Below are 24,929 nucleotides of genomic sequence, written 5' to 3' on the forward strand. Positions count from 1 at the left end.
ACTCCTTTTTATTCAAAGGCCTCAGGTTAGGTTATATACAATATTTTTAGTAGAATCATCTTGTAGAAATCGCTAAAGCGTGTATAGTATGGAGAGGAACATTTACATAGACTAGCACCGGGGGATATAGTCATGAATATTAAGCTCATATCACGGGCTTTAGGTGTCGTGTTATGTTGTGAGGCAGTGGCTATGCTACCCTCCCTTGGGCTATCCTGGGCTGAGCAGGGTAGTGATAAAACGGCTTTCATGGCCAGTATAGCCATAACATCCATGGCGGGATCAGCACTGCTTTTAACCAAACCACGAACCATGCAGGTTGGTTATAAAGAAGGATTTATCGTTGCAACTTTAGCTTGGTTAATATTGTCCGTCTTTGGTGCCCTACCCTTTTATCTAAGCGGCGCAACACCCCATCTGGTGGATGCCTTATTTGAATCAATTTCTGGCTTTACAACCACAGGTGCTTCGGTGATTGTAGATGTGGAAACCCTGCCCCAGGGCATACTCTTTTGGCGCAGCTTTACTCACTGGTTGGGGGGCATGGGGATCATTGTATTGACCCTTGCTCTGATGCCCTCTTTGAATGTTGCTGGCTTTCGCATGTTTAAGGCGGAAGTACCTGGCCCAACAAAAAGCAAGGTATTACCCAAGGTTGCCCAAACTGCCAGAGAACTCTACAAGGTTTATCTAATTTTCACTTTGGCCCAAATAGTATTGCTTAAGCTTGCTGGCATGTCCTGGTTTGACTCTTTCATTCATACATTTGGCACAGTGGGTACAGGCGGTTTTTCCTCAAGGAACGCCAGTATTGCTGCTTATGATAGCGTGGCAGTTGAGCTAATCATCGTTTTCTTCATGATTCTTTGTGGGATTAGCTTTACGATCCACTTTAGTTTGTTAAGGGGAAAATTTCGAACATTTTATAAAGATCCTGAAACCAAAGTATATTTAAGCATCATTGCAGCTTCAGTCGGTTTTATAACCATAAATCTAATGAATGATGCTGGTTATGATCTGGCAAAGGCCTTGCGACAGGCCTTGTTTCATGTGTCAGCTGTGATCAGCAGTACAGGTTTTTTGGCAGAGGATATTCACCAGTGGCCGGATTTTAGTCGGTATTTGCTGGTATTACTGATGCTCACGGGGGCCTGTTCAGGCTCGACGGCCTGTGGGATAAAGGTTATTCGGATCATTATAATTTTTAAATCCCTGTCAAACCAAATGGCCAGACTGACCCACCCCCAGGCTGTAATACCTGTCAGACTGGGCAATACGGTAATTCCCCAAGAAGTGGTAACAACCGTCCAAAATTTCTTTGTTTTGTTCATTGCGAGCATGGTTTTTGCAATTGGACTCTTAGTTGCCATGGGTGTTGAGGGAAACACGGCTATCGCAGTAGTCGCATCCTCCATAAGCTGCCTCGGGGTGGTGGACTCATCGACAACCCTTGTAAACCTACCCGCAGCAGCCAAGTTGGTCTTGACCTTTTGTATGTTTATTGGCCGGTTAGAGTTATTTACTGTTCTGGTCGTATTAAATATTAAGTTTTGGAGGAAATAAAAAGCTTAACAGCCTTGCTCCTTGGGAGCTGGCTGTTTTTGTTTTAACAAACTAGCGATTAAAGCTGCCAAGGGCTGTTGATAGAGCATGGAAAGGGTTACGGGCATTGCCACGGCGGGGGGGAAATAGGTTAGGGCTAAAATTAACCCAAGGCTGTTATTTCTCATGCCAACGCCATAGATCATGGTGATCATTCTGTCCCTTTGGTGCCCCTTAAGGATAAAGGAACCAAGAAAACCAAGGGTGTACCCACTAACGGAAACAATCAAGATAACCAGCAAAAGTTTGATGATGGCATGATCCCATTTTATTTCCGGTGCAATGGCACTGGCGTTAATGAAGACCACCAGAAAGATAGCAATCTTTGAGAAGAAGCCACCAATGGAGGTGGCATACTTATCAACGGCTCCCTTGGTAAAATCATGGACCACCATACCAAGTAGACTGGGTATGGTAATCATCCAGAAAAGACCCACCAGCAGTTGCATCGTATCGATCTGGATGGACTTTCCGGCTACTAAGGCGATAAAGGCCGGTAATAAAAGTGGACTAATCAGTGTGTCCAGGGTTACGGCAACCATCGATAATGGAACATCTCCCCCCAACATGGATGACCAGATTAGGGAGGTCACACCGATAGGAATGGAAGCCCCAATCACAAACCCTAGGCGGATGTACTCATTGTCAGGATAAAAGATTAGGCCAATTAAATAAGCAATTAACGGCATTACACCGTGAATCAATAGCAGCATCCAAATATTAATCCAGGGTCTTGAGAGGGTGCGAAAGAAATCCTTCAAACTAGTTTCCAGGGATGAAACAAAGGTCATATAGGTGAAAGAAAGGGTTGCCACGAGACTCCAAAATTTTGTGGTCTCCACAGGCGTTATAAAACCAAAAAACAATGCAGATAAAACCACATAAAACATATGTTTTGCCAGCCAACTGTTCCAGTTGCTAAAGAAAGTTAACATTTAGATTCATCCTTCATCTGGCCATAGGCCATGAGCCATGGGCCTTGTTTTTTTTGTGCCAGCTATTCTTACGGGTATTTGGTGATTGCGGCAAATCGTTTCATACATAATAATAGCACTTTGTTGTGTCTTTGAATAAAAAAGTTTGCCTAAGAAATAAAAGGGAGTGTTGCCAAACTACGTCCCAGTAGCTTGCAACACTCCCGGTCTTTTAATCGCTATACCCAAAATACCCTTAAGCAATACAGGCACAAAAAGCCCATGGCTCATGGCCCTTTCCCAAGAGACAGAAAGCTAACAACTAGTGGCTACAGGCTGAAAGCGGATGGCCGACGACTAATATATTGCAATGACGGCCCCGATAAAAATTAGATAAAATACACTGTTAAAGGCCAGGGTCAGGGGTTTGATTTCACCCTTCAGCTTAAGCAGTATAAAAATTGTGCCGGCAGCGGCCAGGGCAAGGATGGCACAGATAATACCTAATTGGGACAATTTCCAAGGGGTGAGCAGAATACCGAGGGCCGGAATAATGGAGCTTTGAAAGACCATGGCGCCGGTAATATTCCCCAGGGCCAAGGTATCTTTGCCCTGCCGTACCCAGATAACACTGTTGAATTTTTCCGGTAGTTCTGTGGCAATTGGGGCGATGATTAACGATAAAATAAAGGCAGGAATACCCCAAATGGAAGCTAGGTTTTCAATCTCCTGAACAAACAAATGAGCACCAATGACAATACCGGCTAAAGCCAAAGTTACTTGCAGTACGACAATTGGTGTGGCAGGATCAGGTTCTTTCTTGGCCAGATATAAAGGATTTAAGTTCTCACACCGGCCACCCTCACAGCCAAGGGTTTTGTACACATAGTAGACATAGGCTAAAACTAGAAAAACTGCCACCAGAGGTTTAAAGCCATTGCCAAAGCTGCCAGCCAATACTGCCACACTGTAAACAATTAAAAAGAATTTTAAATCTCGGCTCATGACATCCCGGTCAATAAACATATTTTCCCGGCTCTTACCCTTGACTTTATAGATCATGGCGGCAATGCCAGTGATGGCCAAAGCTAAGGTGGACAGCATAAAGGGTGCACCTAAAATTGCACCAATACCAACTTCTTCAGCCATATCACCGGAGCCAAATAAGATGGCAATGACGGGGATCATGGTTTCTGGTAGGGCTGTGCCCACAGCTGCAAGTACACTGCCCACAGCCCCTTCGGAGAGATTAAATTTTTTCCCCAACCACTCAACACCGTTGGTAAAAACCTCAGCACTAAGTAAAATAATACCGAGGCTTGCCAGTAAAAGGAAGTAGGTCATTTGTTGGATCCTTTCTATTCTTTCAATATTTTTATTAATATTTCCCGCAAAGCAAGGTGGGTAGTACAGTAGATTAAAGGTTAAGCTACGGGAATCATATTGTAGTTAGAAGGGATTTAGTAAAAAACAAAGAAAATATGTCCTAAAGATAACATGGGAGATGATTCAAGATGGAGAATTTATGGGCACCATGGCGATCGGTGTACATCGGTAAACCCCAAACGGGTTGTATTTTCTGTGAAAAATTAAATTCCGATCAGGACGAAGAAAACCTGGTTATTTACCGCGGGAATAAAACCTTTGTTATTATGAATTTATACCCCTACAACAATGGGCACCTTCTGATTGCTCCACATCGACATGTCGGTGATATCACAGAGCTTACGGATGAAGAGCTGTTAGAACTGAACAAAATGACCCAATTTATGGTCCAAGCCATTAGGCGGGCCTTTGGCAATCCCCATGGTTTTAATATTGGTATCAATCTGGGCAAAGTTGCCGGTGCGGGGATTCCTGGTCACCTACATGTGCATATTGTTCCTCGTTGGGATGGAGATGCCAATTTTATGGCTGTCATCGGTGAGACCCGAGTAATTTCAGAGGGATTGCAGAGGACCTATGAAAAAATAACCAATGCCATTACAGCATTAAAAGAGGAAGCGGATAGGGCGGAATAAGGACATTTGTTGCCGACATCTCTTGCTTTTTGCTGGAATTACCATTAGTATGAGAATAAATTTAGTCAGCCCGATGGCCATTAGCTTTTAGCCATTGGCAGTTATTAAAAGCTAAAGGCTAAAATCGAAAGGAACAGCTTGATGAAAGAAATCTGTCTTATGGGAGGAACCTTTGACCCTGTTCATTTTGGACATTTAGTGGTTGCTGAGGAAGTAAGACAAAGATTCCATTTAGATAAGGTTGTTTTTATACCTGCAGGCAAACCACCGCACAAAACCGATAAGGTAATCTTAGATGCACAGCACCGGGTAAATATGATTCGCTTGGCCATAGCCAGTAACCCCTATTTTGAAATATCCACGCTAGAGGTTGAGAGACGAGGTCTATCTTATACGGTGGATACCATCGAGCAACTAAGACGATCCTTTCAGGTTGAAAGCATTTACTTTATTACCGGTGCCGATGCAATTCTGGAAATATTAACATGGAAAGATGTCGAAAGGCTGTTGAGCATGGCTTACTTGATAGCTGCCACCCGACCCGGGTATGATTTAAATAATTTAGAGGAAACCCTTAAATCCTTACCCACCCCTTTTATGAAAAGGATTTTGCCCTTAGAGGTCCCAGCCTTAGCCATTTCCTCCAGTGATATTAGGAAAAGGGTCAGGGAAGGTAAAAGTATTAAATATCTGTTACCTGAGTCTGTGGAAGAATATATTTATCATAATAATATTTATGTAGCGAAATAGTAAAAGTTTTCTTTACCTTAAATGGAAATATCTTTGCATTTCTTTACTGCATTTAGTCCAGGGCTAGTGCAAATAATACTTGTAACGGCAACAAGTATCAACAGAACCATTGAAAGAGGTGACTTATGTGGCAACTTTATATGTTGGAAACTTACCCTGGGCTACTAAGGCAGAGGATCTCACCAGAGCATTTGAAGCACATGGTGAAGTTCTGAGCAGCAGGGTTATTACAGACCGAGAAACTGGTCGTTCCAGGGGTTTTGGTTTCGTTGAGGTAAACGATGCTGATGCTGAAAGAATGGTAGAGGCTCTAAACGGAACAGACCTGGGTGGTCGAGTTATCACTGTAAACGAAGCAAAAAGCCGCGAAGCCGGTCAGGTTTAAACGAATTACAAAACCTCCTTTCCTCCGGAATAGGGGGTTTTTTTAAGCCATCAGCTTGGTGGTGGTTGGCCCTAATTTGGGATATGAATCTTAAACCACCTGTGCATCTTTCTTAGTGGAATTTAAAAAGCCCAGGGACTATGGTATATTCCTTGGGAAGGAATGTACCATCGGAGACGAAATAATAACTAAAAAGGTTAACGCCGGATGGCTAATTATGGGTTATTATAAAAAATACGGGGGGTTAGCATGATTACCGAGGAATACCTGATGCAAAAACTTAGTCTAACTATGTCGGAAAAACTATTGCGGCATGTCCGGGGCGTGGCAGATACTGCAGAAAAATTGGCCAAAAAATACGGGACAGATCCCTTTAAGGCTAGGATTGCTGGATTACTACATGATATAGCCAGGGACTTTGATGACAATGAAATGCTGCAGCGGGCTAAAAAGTATAACTTAACAGTCAGTGAGTATGGCTTCGCTATGCCCCTGTTGCTCCATGGTCCGGTGGCTGCGGTAATGGCCAGGGAGGACTATGGGATTGATGATCAGGAAATTTTAAACGCCATTGCCTTACATACTGTTGGCTCAGAGTATATGAGTCAACTGGATAAAATCATTTTTGTGGCTGATAAAATAGAGCCAAATCGAAAACATGCCGGTGTTGAGGGAATAAGGAGACAGGCTAATGTAAATTTAGAGGCCGCCCTACTTAGTTGTTTTGACGAAAGTATTCGCTATGTTTTAAAAATGGGTTTTTTATTACACCCTACCAGCGTCAAGGCAAGAAATTCATTATTAGTTGACCAAGGTTCCTTTAGAAAATAGTGGAATAGGATATAATAGATATAATTAACTAAGAGGAGGGGTTTTTTTGGCACTTAGCCCAAAGGAAATCGTTGATCTAGCCCATCAAGCAGCCGATGATAAAAAGGCAATGGATATTACAGTCTTAGACATCCGTAATATTTCTATTATTTGCGACTACTTTTTAATATGCACGGGTCGTTCCAGCACCCAGGTACAAGCAGTATCTGACCATATTGTAGAAAAGCTAAAAGATGCAGGCGTTAAACCCTTACGGGTTGAGGGTTTTCGTGAGGGTAGTTGGATCTTACTGGATTATGGCGATGTGGTGGTTCATATATTCCAAGAAATGGAAAGGGGTTTCTACAACCTAGAAAGGCTTTGGGGAGATGCGAGTGTGGTGGAAATGAGTCTTAAGGGATAGCCTTCAGGGTCAGCCATGAGCCATGGGTCATGAGTAAATACCTTTAAAACATTCCATGCAAAAAAAGTTCAAGGCCCAAGGCTCACGGCTGATAGAACCCAAAGAAACAGCTAAAGCTGAAGGCTAAAAGAAACCTCTCCTAATTTAGAGAGGTTTCTTTTAGCTTTTTTTCAGATTGTTGAAATATTGCACTAATCGTGGTAAAATTTGCGAGGAATGCAACTTTTAATAAATATTACGAAAATAGCAAGCATGGCTAGGAGGAAGTACTTTGCAAGAGCATTATGACTTCAAGGAAATAGAGAACAAATGGCAGGAAGAATGGGATAATCAGAATACTTACCAAGTTCAAAATTTTTCCGATCGCCCTAAATACTACTGTTTAGAAATGTTTCCCTACCCATCTGGAAAATTACATATGGGTCATGTGAGAAACTACTCCATCGGTGACGTAGTGGCCAGATTTAAAACCATGCAGGGTTTTGATGTGCTTCATCCAATGGGTTGGGATGCCTTTGGGTTACCAGCAGAAAATGCTGCCATTAAAAATGGTATTGCTCCTGCCACTTGGACCTGGGATAACATTGATCATATGAAAAGCCAATTAAAACAGCTTGGTCTAAGTTATGACTGGGACCGTGAAGTTGCCACCTGCCATCCCGGATATTACAAGTGGGGACAATGGTTGTTCCTGCAGCTTTATAAAAAGGGCCTGTGCTATAAAAAGCATGCACGGGTCAACTGGTGCCCTGATTGTGCAACCGTTCTGGCTAATGAGCAAGTAGTAGAAGGTTCCTGTGAAAGATGCAGTGCCGTCGTAGAACAAAAGCAATTAGACCAGTGGTTTTTCCGGATCACAGAATATGCACAGCGTTTACTGGATGATTTAAAACAATTAAAGGGTTGGCCTGATAAAGTTAAAATTATGCAGGAAAACTGGATTGGCCGCAGTCAAGGCTCGGAGCTTATCTTCCAGGTGGACGGCAGCAACGAAAGCATTCCGGTCTTTACCACCCGCCCGGATACCGTATATGGTGTATCCTATATGGTTGTTGCTGCAGAACACCCGCTGGTGGCCAAGCTTTCCGCTGGTAGCCCCCAAGAGGCGGCGGTGTCGGAATTTGTCAACCGGGTTAGCAAGCTAACTGAATTGGCTCGAACCAGCAATGAAAAAGAGGGTATTTTCATCGGGGCATATTGTATCAACCCCTTTAATGGTGAAAAGGTCCCCATCTTGGCTGCTAACTATGTTTTATACCACTATGGTACGGGTGCGGTCATGGGTGTACCAGCCCATGATGAGCGGGACTTTGAATTTGCCCGCAAGTATGATTTACCAATAAAGGTTGTAATTTATCCTACGAAGGACCAGGAACTGCGGGCTGAAGAGATGACCGCAGCCTATACAGAAGATGGGTTTATGGCTAACTCAGGCCCCTTTAATGGAATCCCAAACCGTCAGGGTATTAAAAAAGTTATCCAATATGCCGAAGAAACAGGAATTGGTACGGGTGTTGTAAACTTCCGTTTGCGGGATTGGCTAATTTCTAGACAACGTTATTGGGGAACTCCCATCCCTATTGTTTACTGTGAAAAGTGCGGGGCTGTGCCGGTACCAGATGAGCAATTACCGGTGTTGCTTCCTACCGATGTAGCCTTTAAGCCAACCGGTGAGTCCCCCTTAAAGGGCAGACCGGACTTTGTTCATACCACTTGTCCCCAGTGTGGCGGTGCAGCGCAAAGGGAAACGGATACGATGGATACCTTTGTGGACTCTTCCTGGTACTATTTGCGTTATACCAGTGCTAGAGATAACGATCAGGCCTGGGATAAAAACAAAGCGGATCGTTGGATGAATGTGGATCAGTACATTGGCGGTGTCGAGCATGCTATTTTACACCTGCTGTACTCCAGATTTTTCACGAAAGTTTTTTATGACCTGGGTTTAATAAATGCCCAAGAGCCCTTTGAAAACCTATTGACCCAAGGGATGGTTTTAAAAGATGGTGCCAAAATGTCTAAATCTAAAGGCAACGTCGTAAGTCCCGAGGAGATAATTGCACGTTATGGTGCTGATACGGCAAGAATGTTTATCCTTTTTGCTGCTCCCCCTGAAAGGGATCTGGAATGGAGCGACAGAGGTGTGGAAGGAAGTCACCGTTTCCTCAACCGGGTATGGCGGTTGATTTACTCCCTCAAGGATGATGTAGCAGGTGCACCTGCCATTCCGGCAGGGACCAATTATGTGGGTGTACACAAAGAAATGCGCCGCTTAACCCACTATGCCATCAAGAAAGTAACAGAGGATATCAGTGGTCGATTTAACTTCAATACTGCCATTAGCACCATTATGGAACTGGTTAATGGTTTGTACACCTACCGGGATAAAGTGGCTGAAGTAGAAAGGGATGCAGCTGTGCTGGCAGAAGCCATTGACACAACCATAATCCTACTGGCTCCCTTTGCCCCCCATATCACAGAGGAGCTTTGGGCCGCCACGGGCCATCAGGGAAGTGTCCACAAACAGCCCTGGCCTACCTTTGATCCAGCCGCATTGGTGGAAGATGAAGTTGAGATTGCTGTTCAAATTAACGGTAAGGTTCGGGAACGCCTGAATATACCTGCTAATATGAAACCAGCAGATATGCAGCAATATCTATTGGAAATGGAACTTGTCAAAGCCCTAATTGGGAATAAACAAATTGTTAAAGTGATTCCCGTACCGGGAAAACTATTGAATATTGTGGTAAAATAGAGCCGAAAAATTAAAGGCACCCTCACAGGTGTCTTTAGTTTTTGTCATTCACCAGTAAAGAATAGAATTAAAATGTCATCCTGAGCGACAGCGAAGGATCTTAAGGCTAGCCTTTCAATGTTAGAAGATCCTTCGTTATTGCTCGGGATGACAAAGGTATGCTAATGATGAATATAGGAGATGAACATCATGGAAATTCTCTCTACTCACCTGGGTGCTTATCTTTTTATCTTTTTTGCCCGGGTGGCTGATATGTCTCTGGATGTTTTGCGACTGCTGATGCTTATGCGGGGACGCAAGGTGGTTGCTAGTTTGATTGGTTTTGTGGAGGTCAGTATTTTTATTGTTGCCCTGGGCCAAGCCTTAAGTGGTGGTATGGATGACCCATTCAAAATCATTGCTTATGCCGGAGGCTTTGCCACAGGTAATTTTCTTGGTTCGTTAATTGAAGAGTGGTTGGCAGTGGGACATCTATCCATGCAGGTATACCCTTCTTCAGAAAAGGTAGAAGAACTATGCATTCGTTTCCGTGATCAGGGCTTTGGGGTAACCACAGTTTGTGGTTGCGGCAGAAGTGGTGAGCGCACCATTCTATTTGTATTGTTGAAAAGAAGCAATTTAAAAATAGCCACAGGCATCCTGGACGATGTACAGCCGGGGATTTTCTTTAATATTTCCGATGCACGGGCTGTTCGCGGCGGAGTTTTTCCGGGTCCCAAAAGTAGGTTTCTCAAATCAAAATAGGAATAGAACCAGAACTGCGGCGTCATACTAGAATGACTATTGCCTGTAGGAAGGTGACAGTTCTATGGAAAGTATTCATGGTGTATTTCCTCATATCTGGCGAACCATTGTTATCTATTTTGCCGTCTTAGTTATTGTTCGGCTAATGGGAAAAAGGGAGATTGGTCAGCTTTCTACCCTGGATTTTGTTGTGGCCATTATTTTAGCTGAGTTGGCGGCCATACCCATGGGCTCAGTTAACATTCCAATCTGGCATGGCATTGTACCCCTGGTTACATTAGGCGTTTTAGAAATGTTTTTTTCTTATTTAGCCCTGCTCAATCGTCCACTAAGAAAAATGTTTTATGGCTCCCCCCAAATTATTATTGAAAACGGCCATCTGCTAAAGCACGAAATGCGTGCCTCACGCTATAACCTTGATGATTTACTGAGCCAACTAAGGGAAAAGGGATTTTACAACATAGAAGATGTGGAGTATGCCATCTTGGAAACCTCGGGCAGATTAAGTGTTATACCCAAATCCCAAAAGAGGCCGGTTACCCCAGAGGATTTAGGCATTAGCACTGGCTATGAAGGCTTACCCACTGTGTTGGTGATGGATGGAGATGTCATAAAGGAAAATTTACACAGCATTAATCTGGATGAAAATTGGTTAAGGGAAACCTTAGCGGAAAAGGGTATACATCCTAAGAAAGTTCTCTTAGCCACCCTAAACACTCGGGGACAGATATTGATTGATTGCCAAAACGACGATCACGCCAGTAAATAAATTATGCCATCAGCCTTGAGACATCAGCTTTTTGGCTAGGGGGTATTCCATTAGGGTAATATGTTGTTCCTTAGCCTTGGGATTTTTGTGCATGTTTGTTTTCGGTTTTTTAAAAAAATAAAAGGAAATGATCAGAGTAAGTAGAAGTTACCATAAAATTGTTGGTCTTAACCCGCTTGGGGGATCGTTTTTATGATAAATTTGGGCCGTAAGGAACAAATCATGATTCTGGTAATAATGGCCGTTATTCTCTTTTCTGCTGGTTATCAATTTGCTGCTCGGTCTGATAAACAACCAATGGAACTAGTCACTTCCCAGCCCGGTGAGGACCTGGAAAGTACCCAAGAAAACCAGGGTGTGGTGGTGCATGTGGCTGGGGCAGTGGAAAAGCCTGGTGTCTACCAACTGTCTGTGGACAGTCGTGTGAATGATGCACTAAAGCTGGCAGTACCTACGGCGGACGCGGATCTTAATCTGCTTAATTTAGCGGCACCCTTAAAAGATGGTCAAAAACTTCAAATTCCTAACCTAGTGGAACCAACCATACAGGGACAATCCCCAGCTCAAATGCCTACCGTGTCAGTACCGGTGCAGGGGGCAGCCCCTGTCGTAAATAATCCTATCGTTCCCTCCGTTACCCCAGGCAATGGCTTAATCAATATTAATACTGCGAGCCTTGCAGAGTTAGATACACTACCCGGCATTGGACCTGCCTTAGCGGATCGCATCATTCAACACAGGGAGGCCAACGGCCCTTTCCAAACCATCGAAGATTTGAAAAGTGTCTCCGGTATCGGTGATAAAAAGTTTGGGGATTTACAGCAACGGGTTACTGTTCAGTAGCCAACTAGCTTGCAAAAGGCAGCGGACAACCCCGTGTGGTTCCCTACAATCCGTAGATAAGAGATTTCCCTGCCGTTAACGGTACTTTCAAGGAATGAAAATTTAATGTCATCCTTCGCGATCGTTCAGGATGACAAAGGTAGTTAATGCTGTTTTCAGGGTTCTAACAGCTAAGAAGAAGGATGTGTGCAAATGGATGTAAGCCTAGTGGCCCAGTTAATTCGCCTGCAAACAATGGAGATGGGTCTCAGTGGGTTACAAGAAAATACAGGGGATCAAGCGAGAGAGTTTTCTCTTTTGCTGGCCCAGCTGCTTGCTGCTGAGGTTGGAGTGAAGGGAGAGCAGTTAGCCCTCAAAACTGAGCCCAAGCTGATAGAACTACCCCAACTGCCCATAGGGCAAGTCCGGGCCTCCGCCGCCGCTGCGGCCGCTGCGGCCGCTTCCTTCCAGGCTGCGGCTGGTTTAGGTAAGGAGCATGAGGCTGTTGTTGAAAAAGCTGCCTTACGACACGGTCTTGACCCAGCCCTTTGTAAAGCAGTGGCCAAAGCGGAGTCCGATTTTAAGCCTGGGGCAACCTCTAGTGCGGGGGCAATGGGGTTAATGCAGCTCATGCCCGCCACTGCCCGCAGCCTAGGGGTAGCAAATCCCTACGATCCCGAACAAAATGCGGACGGTGGCGTGCGTTACTTAAAGTCTCTGCTGAAACGTTATCAAGGAAATGTTAAATTGGCACTGGCCGCCTATAATGCCGGGCCGGGCAATGTTGACCGTCACCAAGGGGTTCCTCCCTTTAAGGAAACCACTGGCTATATTGACAAGGTGATGAACTACCAACAAAAGTATTTGAGGGGTTAGAATCATGCAACGCCCCCTGGTTATCTTGCTGCTGGCCTTTATGCTAGGCATCATTGGCAGTACAACCATTCAAATTCAGCCAACCACTTCTTTAGGTGCAGTGGTTGTCGCCTGCATTATTGCGGGAATTGGCATCATTAGGACCTGGCGTTTTAATACCTGGGTCCTTTTTGTTGCCTCTTTTTGTTTGGGCTTAGCCCTAACCAGCCTTGAATTGTCTAAGGTGGCTTCGCCCCTCACGGATTTAGAAGGAAAGGTTGTTCAGGTAAGCGGTATCGTCAGCAACCAACCGGATCACAGACCAGGGGGTAGTTTCTATCAGCTTAAAGTACATCAAATCATTGAAAGTGGTCAGAGAAAGGAAACCTCAGGTGTCCTCCGAGTCAAGATGCTAGAAAATAAAAAGAAATACCGCTATGGCGATCTCTTGAGTTGTACTGGTTATGTATCTGTACCAGAGCCGCCAGGAAATCCCGGGGCCTTTGATTACCGTGCCTGGCTGAACAGACAGGGTATTGCCGCTACCTTGACCGTGCAGCAAGAGGGAGATGTCAAAGTTCTTGGGAGAGCAGGTCTTGGCCTCGTCAGAATCGCCTTGGACCTACGAAATTACCTGGAAAAAATTTATGATCAAACCCTGGCCAAGGAAAGGGCAGCTATACTAAAGGGCCTTATTTTTGGTACCAGGGGTGACATTCCTGAGGACGTTGTCTTAGCCTTTAACACCACCGGGTTGGTCCACATCCTTAGCGTTTCAGGCTATCACGTCGCTTTGGTAGCGGGAATGCTATTGGTACTACTTAGGCTGCTTCAGATACCTACCCGTTTTATCGCACCCATAACCATCCCCTTATTACTCTTTTATGCAGTAATGACGGGGTTAGGGCCCGCTGTTTTACGCTCTACCTTAATGGCCATTTTACTTCTATTGGCCCAACACCTTGGGCGACAGCAAGATTGGCCGACTACCCTGGCGGTGGCTGCGGGCGTAATATTATTAATTAACCCGCTGAATTTATATGATATTGGCTTTCAACTTTCCTTTGCCGCAACCTGGGGGTTGCTTTATATTACACCGGTATTAAATAATCGGTGGCAGCAAATACCCAAGGCTTTTTTGCTTTTAATAACCGTACCCCTGGCGGCGCAGCTGGCAACCCTACCCCTGGTACTTTTCTACTTTAATCTTGTCTCACCGGTTTCCATTCTGGCCAATTTACTAACGGTACATCTGGTGGGTATCATCATGTTATTGGGTGGCCTGGCCCTTTTGGGTGGTGTACTTTACCTGCCCTTAGGCAGTTTTCTGAATATCAGTACTGGCTTATTGATTGATTTGTTTATCCGGTTAGTGAAGTTTTGCCATGCTTTACCCGGGGCCTCCTTTTATCTGGCAACACCGCCCCTGTGGTCGATGATCCTTTACTATGTTTTACTCGTTTCATTATGCCACTTGATAAAGTTTCCGGAGGACAGGGAAAGGTTTATTCCGTTATTACCAAATGGGAAATATAAGTTCTTTGCTTGGATAGCAGCTATCGTTATCATCCTATGCTTAATCCACCCCGCGGCCAAGCCCCTAAAACTTCATTTTATTGATGTGGGGCAAGGTGACAGCACGTTAATCATCACACCGGGTCAGAGGGTGGTTCTGGTTGATGCCGGGGGTTGGCAGGACGAGCTTTTGACCGGCCGGGGAGTGGGGAGAAATATTATTCTCCCCTACCTGCACAGACTAGGTATTAATCAATTGGATGTGCTGGTGCTAACTCATCCCCATGCGGATCATGTGGCTGGTGCTAGGGCTGTGATCCAGGCCATGCCAGTGGCGATGGTGCTTATCTCACCCTATGGGCTGCAGCCGGAGGATCAAGTTGATCAAGGTTATCAGGAATTGCTGCAAGAAATAAGAAAGAAGCAAATACCCATTTACGCCACCAAGGGAGGGGAGCAGCTAAGGCTTGACTCCCAGGTAACCATGAAATGTCTGGCTCCGGTGCAAAAAATAAAAGGCACCCGTTCCGATGCCAATAACAATAGCCTGGTATTTTTAATACAATATTTGGAACGCACGGTGCTTTTGACCGGGGATATTGAGGTTGAGGCTGAAAGGATACTGACTGAAAATGATGAGTTGGCAAAACTAGAAATACTTAAAGTACCGCATCATGGCAGCGGCTATTTTGATCAGGGTTTCTTTAATCAAATAAACCCGATGGCTGCTGTTATTTCTGTAGGTGCAGGCAACCGATTTAATCATCCGGCACCCAAAACAATTGAGGCCTTACAAGAGCTAAATAGTATCATTTTTCGGACAGACCAGCACGGAGCGATTATCTTAACCACCGATGGCTCAAAATGGCTGGTTCAAACAGGAAAATAGCCCCTTCATTGCATTAAAAGAGAGAACTTTTTTGGATAACCCCACTTCGCACCTGAAATAGCTGTCCACTGACGGGGTAGGGATTATTAAGAAAACTGCTGCGGCCAATCATAATGGATTGACGCAGATCACATTCTTCTTTTGAATAAAGTAATAGCATCACATCCCGGTTTGGCACCATCACATATACCTTGCGATCCGGGGGAATGCCATGGTTTTCGGGCTTATAGAGGATGGAAAGCAGCCGGCTGGAATCGTAGGAATCACCATAATTAAAGCCATAAAGGTTTCTTTTTTTATCAAAGACTTGTAAGGGCTTGGCCTGATCCCGAAAGAAATTTCTCATAGCCAACTTCATTAGTTGATGCAGGGAAAGGTCTAAAGCCTCAATGGTGGGGTCATCCAAGAAGAAAATGCGCATGCCCTGGTCCAAGATATAAGCGATATAAAGGTTATCCGTCAGTGGGGTTGTGGCAATCCCCTTGGCATCCTGGGGTCCCACAATCAAAGGAAAGACTTGATCCAGATTCTCCTTAACATCCAGATGATTGACACCGCTTCCCCGCAGCAGATCTTTAATAAAGGGTGCCAGTACCTCGGAAATATAAACCCGACGCAGGGAAACCTTCTGTCGGCAATAGCCTTTGTAAAAGTTCTCTAAGGCCAGGTCAATCCAATATTCCCCTTTTTTCATTCGAATACTAAAGTTATCTAGGTTATAAATTAAGGACTTAGGAACGGCGTCCAAAATAAATTCCGACACAATTTTGCGAAAGGTTTGTCTATCCACCTACAATCCTCCCCTTTAGGAACTTCTGCTGTTTGTGATCTGTATGTTACTGTAATATAATAACTTTAGAAGAAATATATGCGATGATTTTTTAAAGAGGTCGGTGGTACAGACTAAAATGGAGTATTACAAAGGTTTGATTAACAGCCTGCAAAGAGGTGTGGTTGCCCCGGTTTATCTGTTTTGTGGGGAAGAAGAGTACCTTAAAGAAAGGGCTGTGGAGAAATTTAAGGAGTATTTGTTACCCCAGGCAGCGGATTTTAATTTAGACCTCTTGGATGGGGAAGAAACAGAAATTAGCACCGTGATCTCTTTGGCAGAAAATCTACCCTTTATGGCGGAACGAAGGTTAGTCATTGTTAAAAATGCCCCGTGGTTTTCCGGCGGTAAAGGGAAAGGCAAAGAGGAAGCGGCAGAGCCAGGGGAAGCCAAAGTGACTGGCAAGGATGCGGTTCTATTGGAGTATTTGAATAACCCTGCTCCCACCACCTGTCTAATCTTTGTGGCACGGGATGCAGTGGATCGCCGCAAAAAGGCCTATAAAGCCATTGCTGCTAAAGGTCAGGTTATCGACTTTAAAATGTTAAAGACCACGGAAATGATTGCGTGGGTTAACCAGGCTGTTAAGGCCTCTGACAAAAGGATTGATGCTCCGGCTGCCCGGGCCCTGGTGGAAGCCAATGGCAAGCTGGGACTGTTGAATTTGGCCAACGAAATTAAAAAGGTCATTAGCTATCTGGGTAGCGAACAAGTAATCACAGCCACAGCAGTCCATGAGGTTGGAACGATTAATATAGAACAAAATATTTTCACGGTGGTAGATGAAGCCGTGTCGGGTCATACGTCGAAGGCCCTCAGTGGTATTCGCGAACTCCTTTCATTAAAGGAGCAACCGCCTAAGATTTTGGCTCTTTTGGCCAGGCAATTACGAATCGCCCTGCAGGCCAACGCATTACTTCAGTCAGGTTGCCCGGAAAGAGAGATTGCCGGAAAAATGGGCCTGCCTGATTTTGTTATAAAGAAATCCCTGTCCCAGGTTCGCCGGGAAGGTTCCCCGAGAATAGAATGGGCATTGGAGCAGATCGCCGCCATTGATGCAGATATAAAAAAAGGCCAGAGGGATTTCCTGCCAGCCATTGAAATGATGTTGATAGAATTTAGCCGTCAGTCTTCCGTCACTAGCCGTTAGCTTATGGGGTAGTTGTTAGCCATGGTTACGGTATTTTCATGACTTTAGGGGAGCAAAAGTCCCCTAGGCTAAGCGTGCACAAAAGCTGAAGGCGGAGGGCAGACGGCGAATCGGGTATTTCACGATTCGCCGTCTGATAATAAATAAAGTAAAAAACCACCCTTAGGGTGGTTAATTATTAGCCAGCAATTTTATTGAACCGCTTGGTTAGGCGAGATTTTCTTCTAGCTGCGGTATTTTTATGCAAAACACCTTTGGTTACAGCCTTATCAACAGCCACTAAAGCTTTACGTAAAGCGGTCAAAGCCACTTCTTTGTCAGCCTCGGCTAATGCTTTCTCGTATCTGCGGATTGCAGTTTTAACAGCGGATTTAATGCTAGCATTACGAATAGTGCGCTTTTGAGCAATTTCTACCCGCTTAATAGCAGACTTAATATTAGGCAAAATTTCTCACCTCCCCAACCAAAAGTAATTTTACCACGCATAATCCTAAAATGCAAGTAACTTTAGTATATCATTTCCCTTTTTAGTGAATCATAAATGCATAACGAATAACAGGGGGTGAATATTTTGTTAGGAATGATTGTTCGCTTTATCGTTTCCGCTTTGGTATTAATGTTAGTGAGTTGGCTTTCCCCAGGATTTGTGGTTAAGGGTGGGTTCATCGGTGCCTTAATTGCAGCTGTGGTTATTGCTGTCCTTGGCTACATAGCAGAAAGCTTGTTGGGCGACCGCATATCCCCACAAAGAAGGGGCCTGGTTGGATTTATTACCGCAGCAGTGGTTATTTACCTTGCTCAATTTATCATTCCCAACTTGCTAAGCGTTAGTATCTTTGGCGCACTAATTTCTGCCTTTATTATCGGTCTTATTGATGCCTTTGTTCCGACTGCTGTAAGATAGTTTCGAGAAAATTCTGCTTCATACCCACTCCCCTCTGAGCATACTTATAAACATAGGTATGCCCTGAGGGGGGTGGTTTTTATATTCGGGCGTTATCATCATAACCTAAGGCATTGGCCAAAGAAAACAGTACCCTTTGTTTCTCTTTTTATGATTATAGTATTTTGGTTAGCCTTTTTTATCAATTCCGTGTCATTTAGTAAGGCGGACCCCCAACGGGTCTTGGCAGATGCAGTCGACTTGCTAACCTCGGCAATTTTTCAAAACCCCCGGGGCATGATCCTAACATCCATGCCTGCTTTAGCCTGGCAGGATACCCCGGAGGAGATGGAAAGCCCCGGTAGAGCCGCCTGGTACTGGCTGGCGGGTGTGACAGGTTTTGATTTGGCACCACTGGCGATTTTGAAGACCCAAATCCCGATGCTGGCCCAGATCGAACTGCAAGAGACGGTGGTTATGAATGTACAGCCAACGATTAAGGAGCCTGAGGAATCAGCAACAACGCTCAGTAAAGAAATATTGGTTGGTATCTATACCACACACACAGGAGAAACCTATACCTTGACCGATGGCACCGATCGCCTTACAGGTAGGGGCGGGGTTGTGCTGGTTGCCAAGGAGTTACAAAAGCAATTAACCGAAAAACATAAAATTAAAGTAGATTTATCGGATAAGATTCACGACGCACGCTATGCCACTTCCTATTTAGAGTCGGAGAAAACCGTCAGGCAAATGGTAGAACAAAACACTTCTCTCATTACCCTGCTGGATATTCACCGGGATGCCGGGCGCAGCCGCAAGGATTGCCTGGTAGAAGTTAAGGGGGAACAGGTGGCACCATTATTATTTATCATTGGTTCCGATGCCAGATTACCCTTTCCCAACTGGAAACAGAACTATCAGTTCGCCTGTAAGTTAGCTGAAAAATTAGACCAGCTATACCCGGGGCTTTGTCTGGGGGTAAGGGTTAAGGAAGGTCGTTACAACCAGTTTTTACACCCGGGAGCCATTTTGGTCGAGGTAGGCTCGGACAATAACTCTCTGGAAGAGGCAAAGGCCAGTGTGGTCATGCTATCGAATGCCCTGGCAGAAATCATTAAGATGGAACTGGAGCAGAAGGAAAAAGCAGCACGAAAAGAGCAACCAGTAATGGAAGGTTCCCAAGAAGCTGAGTCTGACATAAAACAAGAAAAAGACCAAACAGAAGATCCCAAAATCCAAAACACATAAAAAAATTTAACATGGAAGAAAATGTATAGCAGTACACAAAGCGGCACATCCTTATAGTGGGGAGGTGCCTTTTGTGTTAAGGAATGCTTTGTATTTTATGCTGGTAGGTGCCTTTATAGTTGTGGTAGGGTTTGGTGTTTACATTGTCAACGATTATTTTAACCGTCTTGTTTTGCCTGAACAACCAGTCCTAGTATATGCCCTTTCCAGGGAAGGACCGGGGAAATATGAAATTGAGTTTTTAGGTGAAACCCTGAAGGTAAATACCGAAGTCATACAGAACCATGCCAATAATATTTTGACAACAGGCGAAAACAAGTTGTTAAGCCTAAAAAATGACCCTCTAATGAATGAGAAAGTTCTTTGGCTCAAAGAAACTGTACAGGAACAATGGCAGGTGCTTTTGGCAACGGATGGAGTAAGGGCAGTCAGGCAGTGGATAGAAGAAAGAATTTAGCTATCAGCCACAAGTAACACAGGGGGACGGTTCTTTTGTGTCGTTGAAAACGACACAAAAGAACCGTCCCCCTGTGTTGTTTACTAAGTCATGGGGCCTCAGCAACGGACTCAAGAGAACCATCCCCTTGAGTCTTTGAGTCTATTTTACTTAAAATTAATGACTCGAAATATTCTTTGGATATATCATTTGTAATATTAACCAAGGTGTAATGATTGTTACTATCTAGTATTTCCGGTACATAGCCAAAAACATAATCTATATATTGCGAAAAAGGTCTTAGGTTCTGTTCCTTGTTGTTTTCTAAGCTTTTAAACACAGAATAAAAATCATATTGTTTTTCTAAACTTCTTAGGGCAAATTTTCCTTCCTTCCGATCATACCACCATTTTGAAAAAGCTTCCCAGCTATTAATACATAACTCTTGTAGCTCTGGAAATTTATTCATAGATAAAAAATTGTCGGCGGGGTCTATACCATATCTTTTTTCCCATTCTAGATTAATTTGCATTCTTTTTTTGAGTAAGTCATTCCACCATTTATCCCATAAGATATTAATTTTTTCCCGGTTTTTTAAATTTATTTGTTGAAATAGGTGACTATACTTATTTATAAAAATGTTTTTTTGGTATATGGCAAATGGCTCGATAAATCTATATCTGATAAACAAAGCAAAATTAAGTGAATCTGGTATATCCGTTTCAATAAAAGGGGTATTATTATTACTTATCATAAATAGCAGCCCTCCTAACCTCTATAATAAGCTTTATACATGCAGTTTGCAAAAAGAACAAATAAAATCCCAATAAAATATTGGAATTTTATTTGCTAAATTAGAATTTACCTGATGGTGATAGATGCCGTTGCTGGTAATATTTTTGCTGGCCCCAGCAGTGTTTGTACTGTTCCTGAAAGAGTTCCACGATAGGTTCCTTTTTCCATTACACCTATTTCAAACATACCAGAAACGGAGGTTTTAAACGTAACTCCAGTATCAGGGTATACTTGTCCATCACTTAGCGTTAGGTATAGGTTATAACCTTCTATAGGTCCGACTGTACTAATTAAAGTCCAATAAGCAGAAAACCCATAGGGACGCGCATCCAAAAAATCTAACGCTGCAGAACCATAATCACCTATCACTGAACCTTGCGGAGTTATTGTTCCTGGATCAGAATTAGTTATAGGAACCAACCGCGTTGTTACAGAGCTGGGTTCAACGGTAATTTCCAAGTTATCCCTAGTTGGGACTGTGTTTTCCTCATTAACTAAGCGGCTATCTAATAAATTTTCACTATTTGAAGGCGGAATTAGTTGGTTCTCTTTACTTTCCTCAGAAAAAGCAGGCATGGTAAATATGAATGAAATAACCATAGATAAAGATAACAAAATAATTAGTTTTTTAATCTTCATTTGTACTATGCTCCTTAAGTATAGTTTGAAAATGTCTTTCTTCGGATTATCATCAAGGGGGATATAAGTAACAGGTTACAGGTGTAATCAATTCTTAAAAATCATTTACGTTCACTCCTTTCTAAAAAACCATTTAAAAATTTTAAAGCTTTCATAACGCCTTTTAGTGAAAGCTCCATAATAACTTTTATCATAGATAAAAACTAAAACAAATATGAATAGCTTATTTTCCCGCTTTTTTGGTACAATACGCCATTTTTTATAACATACAGCAAACCATAAGTTTTGGAGAAATTCCGGACTATCTAATTGCCTGCCCGCGGGGTCTTTAAAATCGACAACACATGGGGACGGTTCTTTTGTGTCGTTAAAACGACACAAAAGAACCGTCCCCATGTGTTGCAAATAAAAATACCAGGCTGAGAAACAGACAAGTTGATGCAGGACAGAACCAGTGCTATAATATATATCGTATGTCGTTTTCCGGAAGTGGAGGAATATAGAATGTCAACCCCCCAAAACCGTATAAGAAATTTTTGCATCATTGCACATATTGATCACGGTAAATCAACACTGGCGGATAGAATTTTAGAAGAAACCGGTGCACTTAGTCAAAGGGAAATGACTGAACAGGTGCTGGACAAGATGGATTTGGAAAGGGAACGGGGCATTACCATTAAATTGAAGGCCGTTCGATTGTATTATACTGCAGCGGATGGGCTGGAGTATCAGCTTAATCTTATTGACACTCCTGGCCACGTTGACTTTACCTATGAAGTGTCCCGCAGTTTGGCTGCCTGTGAAGGTGCTTTGTTAGTTGTGGATTCGTCCCAGGGTATTGAAGCCCAGACCTTGGCCAATGTTTATCTGGCCCTGGAGAATAATCTGGAGATCATCCCAGTTATAAATAAGATTGACCTGCCCAGCGCAGAACCGGCACGGGTTAAACAGGAAATCGAAGATGTTATCGGTTTGGACACCTCAGACGCAATTCTGGCCTCGGCCAAAACCGGAGCGGGAATTAAGGAAATTCTGGAACAGGTTGTAAACAAAATTGCCCCCCCGCAGGGTGATGTCGAAGATCCCCTGCAGGCTCTGATCTTTGATTCTCATTATGATGCTTACCGGGGTGTCGTTGCCTATATCAGGGTGGTTCAGGGGAGCCTGAAGCCTGGCATGCGTATTCGCATGATGGCAACTAAAAAGGACTTTGAAGTCACGGAAGTGGGCGTGTTTAACCCAAACATGACCTTCGTGGATGAATTAAAACCAGGTGAGGTTGGTTTAGTGGTGGCCAGCATGAAGAATGTTCAGGATGTTCGGGTGGGTGATACCATTACCTCAGCACAAAATCCCGCATCTCAGCCGCTGCCCGGCTACCGTAAGGTTACACCCATGGTCTTCTGCGGTCTCTACCCTGTGGATACAGTGGACTATGAAGATTTAAGGGATGCCCTGGACAAGCTAAAGCTGAATGATGCTTCCTTGATCTATGAGCCGGAAACCTCCGATGCCCTGGGCTTTGGTTTCCGCTGTGGCTTTCTGGGTTTGCTGCACATGGAAATTGTGCAGGAGCGTTTAGAGAGGGAATATGGCCTAAGCCTCATTACCACTGCCCCCAGCGTAGTCTACCGGGTGACCACCACCAAGGGTGAGGTTACTGAAATTGATAACCCTGCAAACCTGCCCCCGGTTAACAATCTTGAAATGATTGAAGAACCCTTTGTCAAAGCAACGATTATGGTACCGAAGGATTTTGTCGGCACCGTCATGGAACTTTGCCAGGGCAAACGTGGTATTTTCAGTAATATGGAGTATATGGGTGTTACCCGTGTGATGGTGACCTACGAAATTCCTCTCTCAGAAATTATCTATGACTTTTTCGATCAGTTGAAATCTCGGACCAAGGGCTATGCTTCCTTAGATTACGAAATGATTGGCTACCGACAGTCTGACTTGGTCAAAATGGATATTATGTTAAACGGTGAAGTACTGGATGCCCTCTCTTGTATTGTTCACCATGAAAGAGCTTACGCCAGGGGTAGATCACTGGTGGTAAAACTACGTTCTCTCATTCCCCGTCAGATGTTTGAGATTCCGGTGCAGGCTGCCATTGGCAATAAAATTATTGCCAGAGAAACGGTCAAGGCTATGCGCAAAGATGTTTTAGCCAAATGCTACGGCGGTGATATTAGCCGCAAGAGGAAGCTTTTGGAAAAGCAAAAAGAGGGTAAAAGGCGCATGAAACAGGTGGGTAATGTTGAAATACCCCAGGAAGCCTTTATGGCAGTACTCAGCATCGAAGACTAATCGTGAGGTAGGGCAAATGACCTGTTATTTAAACAAGTTAAAACCAGTGTTAGAAAAGGCTGGTCACGACACGCTAACGAAGAATCAACGTAAGATTGTCGATCAAACAGTTCGTGCTGTAACCGGAGCCAAGGGTCGCTGCCCCCAGGTATGGCCGGTGGTGGAGGAATGGATCAAGGACCCGGCCCAGGAACAACGTTTAATTAAGGAAATTCAAGATAAGCTGGTGGAACCATGTCCCTAGGTCTCTACATTCATGTACCCTTTTGTATGCGAAAATGTCTTTACTGTGATTTTACATCCTATCCCATAAACCAGGCACAGGTGGCAAATTATCTCCGGGGACTGGAAATGGAAATAGAACTTTATTTAGAAGTACTTGGTTTAGAGAACACGTCAATAGAAAGTATTTTTGTGGGTGGTGGTACGCCCACTTCTCTTATGTCCGAGCAATTGGCATGGATTTTGGAACGGCTGGACCGTTCCTTTTCTATTACCAAGGATGCAGAGATAACCACCGAGGCTAACCCAGGCACGGTAAATCTTAGCGAGCTTAAAGAATTAAGGGCTGCCGGTTTTAATCGCCTCAGCCTGGGGGTACAGTCCACCCATCAGGAACTTCTTTCCCTGATGGGTCGGATACACGACTTTGGTCAGGCCAGGGAAGCCCTTGATCAAGCAAGGCAAGCTGGCTTTACCAATATAAATCTAGACCTCATCTTTGGCCTGCCGCAGCAAACCCTGGGCCAGTGGCAGCAGACCCTGGCAGATATCATCATGCTCAAACCGGAACATATCTCCTGCTATGGACTGCAATTGGAAGAGGGAACACCCTTAACCTGCTCCATCGAACAGGGGAAATTACCAGCCTGTTCCGAAGAAGATGATTTAGCCATGTTTCAGTCAGCCAGTGCTATTTTACGGGCAGAGGGCTATGAGCACTACGAGATATCCAACTTTGCCCGGGCAGGCTATCAATGCAGGCACAATTTACTTTACTGGCATAACGGCGAATACCTGGGCTTTGGACCAGGGGCACATTCCCATCATAATCAAGCACGTTGGGGCAATGTGGAGAATATTGATAATTATGTCTCTCTGCTGCAAAGCGGACAGCAACCCCTGGCAGAAAAAACGACCCTAACCATGAAAGAGCAAATGGAAGAAACCGTTTTCCTGGGATTAAGAATGTTAAAGGGATTAAATAGGATTGATTTTCAAAATCGTTTTGGCGTAGCCATAGACCAAATTTTTGCCCGGGAAATTGCCCGGTTGGTACGTTTAGGTTTAGTAAAAACAGAGGATGGGTATCTTAAGTTAACAGAGAAGGGTTTACCCATTGCAAATCAGGTTTTTTTAGAATTTGTGTAAAAAAGTGAAT

The 24,929-nt window shown here is 44.0% G+C and carries 25 protein-coding genes; 19 read left to right on the plus strand and 6 right to left on the minus strand.

What is annotated here, in order from left to right:
- Positions 1–132: 132 nt before the first annotated feature.
- Positions 133–1,563, plus strand: a complete 1,431-nt coding sequence (locus AC1U9Z_RS11120) for a TrkH family potassium uptake protein (protein WP_479957433.1) — start codon at positions 133–135, stop codon at positions 1,561–1,563.
- A 5-nt stretch (positions 1,564–1,568) separates the two neighbouring features.
- On the opposite strand, the gene AC1U9Z_RS11125 is transcribed toward AC1U9Z_RS11120, so the two are convergent.
- Positions 1,569–2,537: a bile acid:sodium symporter family protein gene (locus AC1U9Z_RS11125; protein WP_333529421.1), complete on the minus strand. Its 969-nt coding sequence runs from the start codon at positions 2,535–2,537 to the stop codon at positions 1,569–1,571.
- Positions 2,538–2,873: 336 nt separating this feature from the next.
- Positions 2,874–3,860 carry a sodium:calcium antiporter gene (locus AC1U9Z_RS11130; protein ID WP_479957434.1) on the minus strand — a complete coding sequence of 329 codons (987 nt, stop codon included), beginning with the start codon at positions 3,858–3,860 and terminating at the stop codon, positions 2,874–2,876.
- Between the two features lie 170 nt (positions 3,861–4,030).
- Here AC1U9Z_RS11130 and AC1U9Z_RS11135 point away from each other — a divergent pair, with 170 nt between their 5' ends.
- From AC1U9Z_RS11135 to AC1U9Z_RS11185, 11 genes are all read left to right on the plus strand, one after another.
- Positions 4,031–4,537: an HIT family protein gene (locus AC1U9Z_RS11135; protein ID WP_479957435.1), complete on the plus strand. Its 507-nt coding sequence runs from the start codon at positions 4,031–4,033 to the stop codon at positions 4,535–4,537.
- Positions 4,538–4,678: 141 nt separating this feature from the next.
- The gene (nadD, locus tag AC1U9Z_RS11140) at positions 4,679–5,287 is read left to right on the plus strand and encodes a nicotinate-nucleotide adenylyltransferase (protein WP_479957436.1); all 609 of its coding nucleotides are present in this window, start codon (positions 4,679–4,681) and stop codon (positions 5,285–5,287) included.
- A 127-nt stretch (positions 5,288–5,414) separates the two neighbouring features.
- Positions 5,415–5,672, plus strand: coding sequence for an RNA recognition motif domain-containing protein (locus AC1U9Z_RS11145; RefSeq protein ID WP_333529425.1), 258 nt, complete (start codon positions 5,415–5,417; stop codon positions 5,670–5,672).
- A gap of 249 nt (positions 5,673–5,921) precedes the next feature.
- On the plus strand, positions 5,922–6,503 hold the full coding sequence (gene yqeK, locus AC1U9Z_RS11150) for a bis(5'-nucleosyl)-tetraphosphatase (symmetrical) YqeK (RefSeq protein ID WP_479957437.1): 582 nt from the start codon (positions 5,922–5,924) through the stop codon (positions 6,501–6,503).
- A gap of 46 nt (positions 6,504–6,549) precedes the next feature.
- Positions 6,550–6,906: a ribosome silencing factor gene (gene rsfS / locus AC1U9Z_RS11155; protein WP_333529427.1), complete on the plus strand. Its 357-nt coding sequence runs from the start codon at positions 6,550–6,552 to the stop codon at positions 6,904–6,906.
- Between the two features lie 271 nt (positions 6,907–7,177).
- Entirely contained in the window at positions 7,178–9,661 is a 2,484-nt protein-coding gene (gene leuS, locus AC1U9Z_RS11160; protein ID WP_479957438.1) for a leucine--tRNA ligase, read from the plus strand.
- A gap of 189 nt (positions 9,662–9,850) precedes the next feature.
- Complete coding sequence (locus AC1U9Z_RS11165) at positions 9,851–10,405, plus strand: DUF2179 domain-containing protein (RefSeq protein WP_333529429.1); 555 nt, start codon at positions 9,851–9,853, stop codon at positions 10,403–10,405.
- Positions 10,406–10,469: 64 nt separating this feature from the next.
- Positions 10,470–11,174: a DUF421 domain-containing protein gene (locus tag AC1U9Z_RS11170; RefSeq protein ID WP_333529430.1), complete on the plus strand. Its 705-nt coding sequence runs from the start codon at positions 10,470–10,472 to the stop codon at positions 11,172–11,174.
- Positions 11,175–11,366: 192 nt separating this feature from the next.
- On the plus strand, positions 11,367–12,017 hold the full coding sequence (locus AC1U9Z_RS11175) for a ComEA family DNA-binding protein (protein ID WP_333529431.1): 651 nt from the start codon (positions 11,367–11,369) through the stop codon (positions 12,015–12,017).
- A 192-nt stretch (positions 12,018–12,209) separates the two neighbouring features.
- On the plus strand, positions 12,210–12,872 hold the full coding sequence (locus AC1U9Z_RS11180) for a lytic transglycosylase domain-containing protein (RefSeq protein WP_333529432.1): 663 nt from the start codon (positions 12,210–12,212) through the stop codon (positions 12,870–12,872).
- A gap of 4 nt (positions 12,873–12,876) precedes the next feature.
- A complete protein-coding gene (locus AC1U9Z_RS11185) occupies positions 12,877–15,255 on the plus strand; it encodes a DNA internalization-related competence protein ComEC/Rec2 (RefSeq protein ID WP_479957439.1) in 2,379 nt (792 codons plus the stop codon).
- A gap of 13 nt (positions 15,256–15,268) precedes the next feature.
- Here AC1U9Z_RS11185 and AC1U9Z_RS11190 read toward each other — a convergent pair whose 3' ends face one another.
- The gene (locus tag AC1U9Z_RS11190; protein WP_479957440.1) at positions 15,269–16,045 is read right to left on the minus strand and encodes a DUF1444 family protein; all 777 of its coding nucleotides are present in this window, start codon (positions 16,043–16,045) and stop codon (positions 15,269–15,271) included.
- Between the two features lie 118 nt (positions 16,046–16,163).
- Here AC1U9Z_RS11190 and holA point away from each other — a divergent pair, with 118 nt between their 5' ends.
- Entirely contained in the window at positions 16,164–17,234 is a 1,071-nt protein-coding gene (gene holA / locus AC1U9Z_RS11195; protein ID WP_479957441.1) for a DNA polymerase III subunit delta, read from the plus strand.
- Between the two features lie 178 nt (positions 17,235–17,412).
- Here holA and rpsT read toward each other — a convergent pair whose 3' ends face one another.
- Entirely contained in the window at positions 17,413–17,679 is a 267-nt protein-coding gene (rpsT, locus tag AC1U9Z_RS11200) for a 30S ribosomal protein S20 (RefSeq protein WP_333529436.1), read from the minus strand.
- Between the two features lie 135 nt (positions 17,680–17,814).
- Between rpsT and AC1U9Z_RS11205 the strand changes: the two genes are divergently transcribed.
- The 3 genes from AC1U9Z_RS11205 to AC1U9Z_RS11215 all read left to right on the plus strand — a co-directional run bounded on the left by AC1U9Z_RS11205 (position 17,815) and on the right by AC1U9Z_RS11215 (position 19,825).
- Entirely contained in the window at positions 17,815–18,138 is a 324-nt protein-coding gene (locus tag AC1U9Z_RS11205; protein WP_333529474.1) for a phage holin family protein, read from the plus strand.
- A 222-nt stretch (positions 18,139–18,360) separates the two neighbouring features.
- Positions 18,361–19,368 (plus strand): stage II sporulation protein P, encoded by a 1,008-nt coding sequence (gene spoIIP / locus AC1U9Z_RS11210; protein WP_479957442.1) that lies wholly within the window; start codon positions 18,361–18,363, stop codon positions 19,366–19,368.
- Between the two features lie 73 nt (positions 19,369–19,441).
- Entirely contained in the window at positions 19,442–19,825 is a 384-nt protein-coding gene (locus tag AC1U9Z_RS11215; RefSeq protein ID WP_333529439.1) for a hypothetical protein, read from the plus strand.
- Positions 19,826–19,913: 88 nt separating this feature from the next.
- Here the strand turns inward: AC1U9Z_RS11215 and AC1U9Z_RS11220 are convergent, their stop codons facing one another.
- Both AC1U9Z_RS11220 and AC1U9Z_RS11225 read right to left on the minus strand, forming a co-directional pair.
- Positions 19,914–20,558, minus strand: coding sequence for a hypothetical protein (locus AC1U9Z_RS11220; RefSeq protein ID WP_479957443.1), 645 nt, complete (start codon positions 20,556–20,558; stop codon positions 19,914–19,916).
- Between the two features lie 107 nt (positions 20,559–20,665).
- Positions 20,666–21,238 (minus strand): hypothetical protein, encoded by a 573-nt coding sequence (locus AC1U9Z_RS11225; protein WP_479957444.1) that lies wholly within the window; start codon positions 21,236–21,238, stop codon positions 20,666–20,668.
- Between the two features lie 504 nt (positions 21,239–21,742).
- Here AC1U9Z_RS11225 and lepA point away from each other — a divergent pair.
- The 3 genes from lepA to hemW are packed head-to-tail and all read left to right on the plus strand — an operon-like array spanning position 21,743 to position 24,919.
- Positions 21,743–23,548, plus strand: coding sequence for a translation elongation factor 4 (lepA, locus tag AC1U9Z_RS11230; protein ID WP_479957445.1), 1,806 nt, complete (start codon positions 21,743–21,745; stop codon positions 23,546–23,548).
- A gap of 16 nt (positions 23,549–23,564) precedes the next feature.
- Positions 23,565–23,792 (plus strand): hypothetical protein, encoded by a 228-nt coding sequence (locus AC1U9Z_RS11235; protein WP_333529441.1) that lies wholly within the window; start codon positions 23,565–23,567, stop codon positions 23,790–23,792.
- Positions 23,783–24,919 (plus strand): radical SAM family heme chaperone HemW, encoded by a 1,137-nt coding sequence (gene hemW, locus AC1U9Z_RS11240; RefSeq protein ID WP_479957446.1) that lies wholly within the window; start codon positions 23,783–23,785, stop codon positions 24,917–24,919. Before AC1U9Z_RS11235 ends, hemW begins: the two co-directional genes overlap by 10 nt.
- The last annotated feature ends 10 nt before the right edge of the window (positions 24,920–24,929 follow it).

It is taken from the genome of Desulfotomaculum sp. (assembly GCF_982386235.1).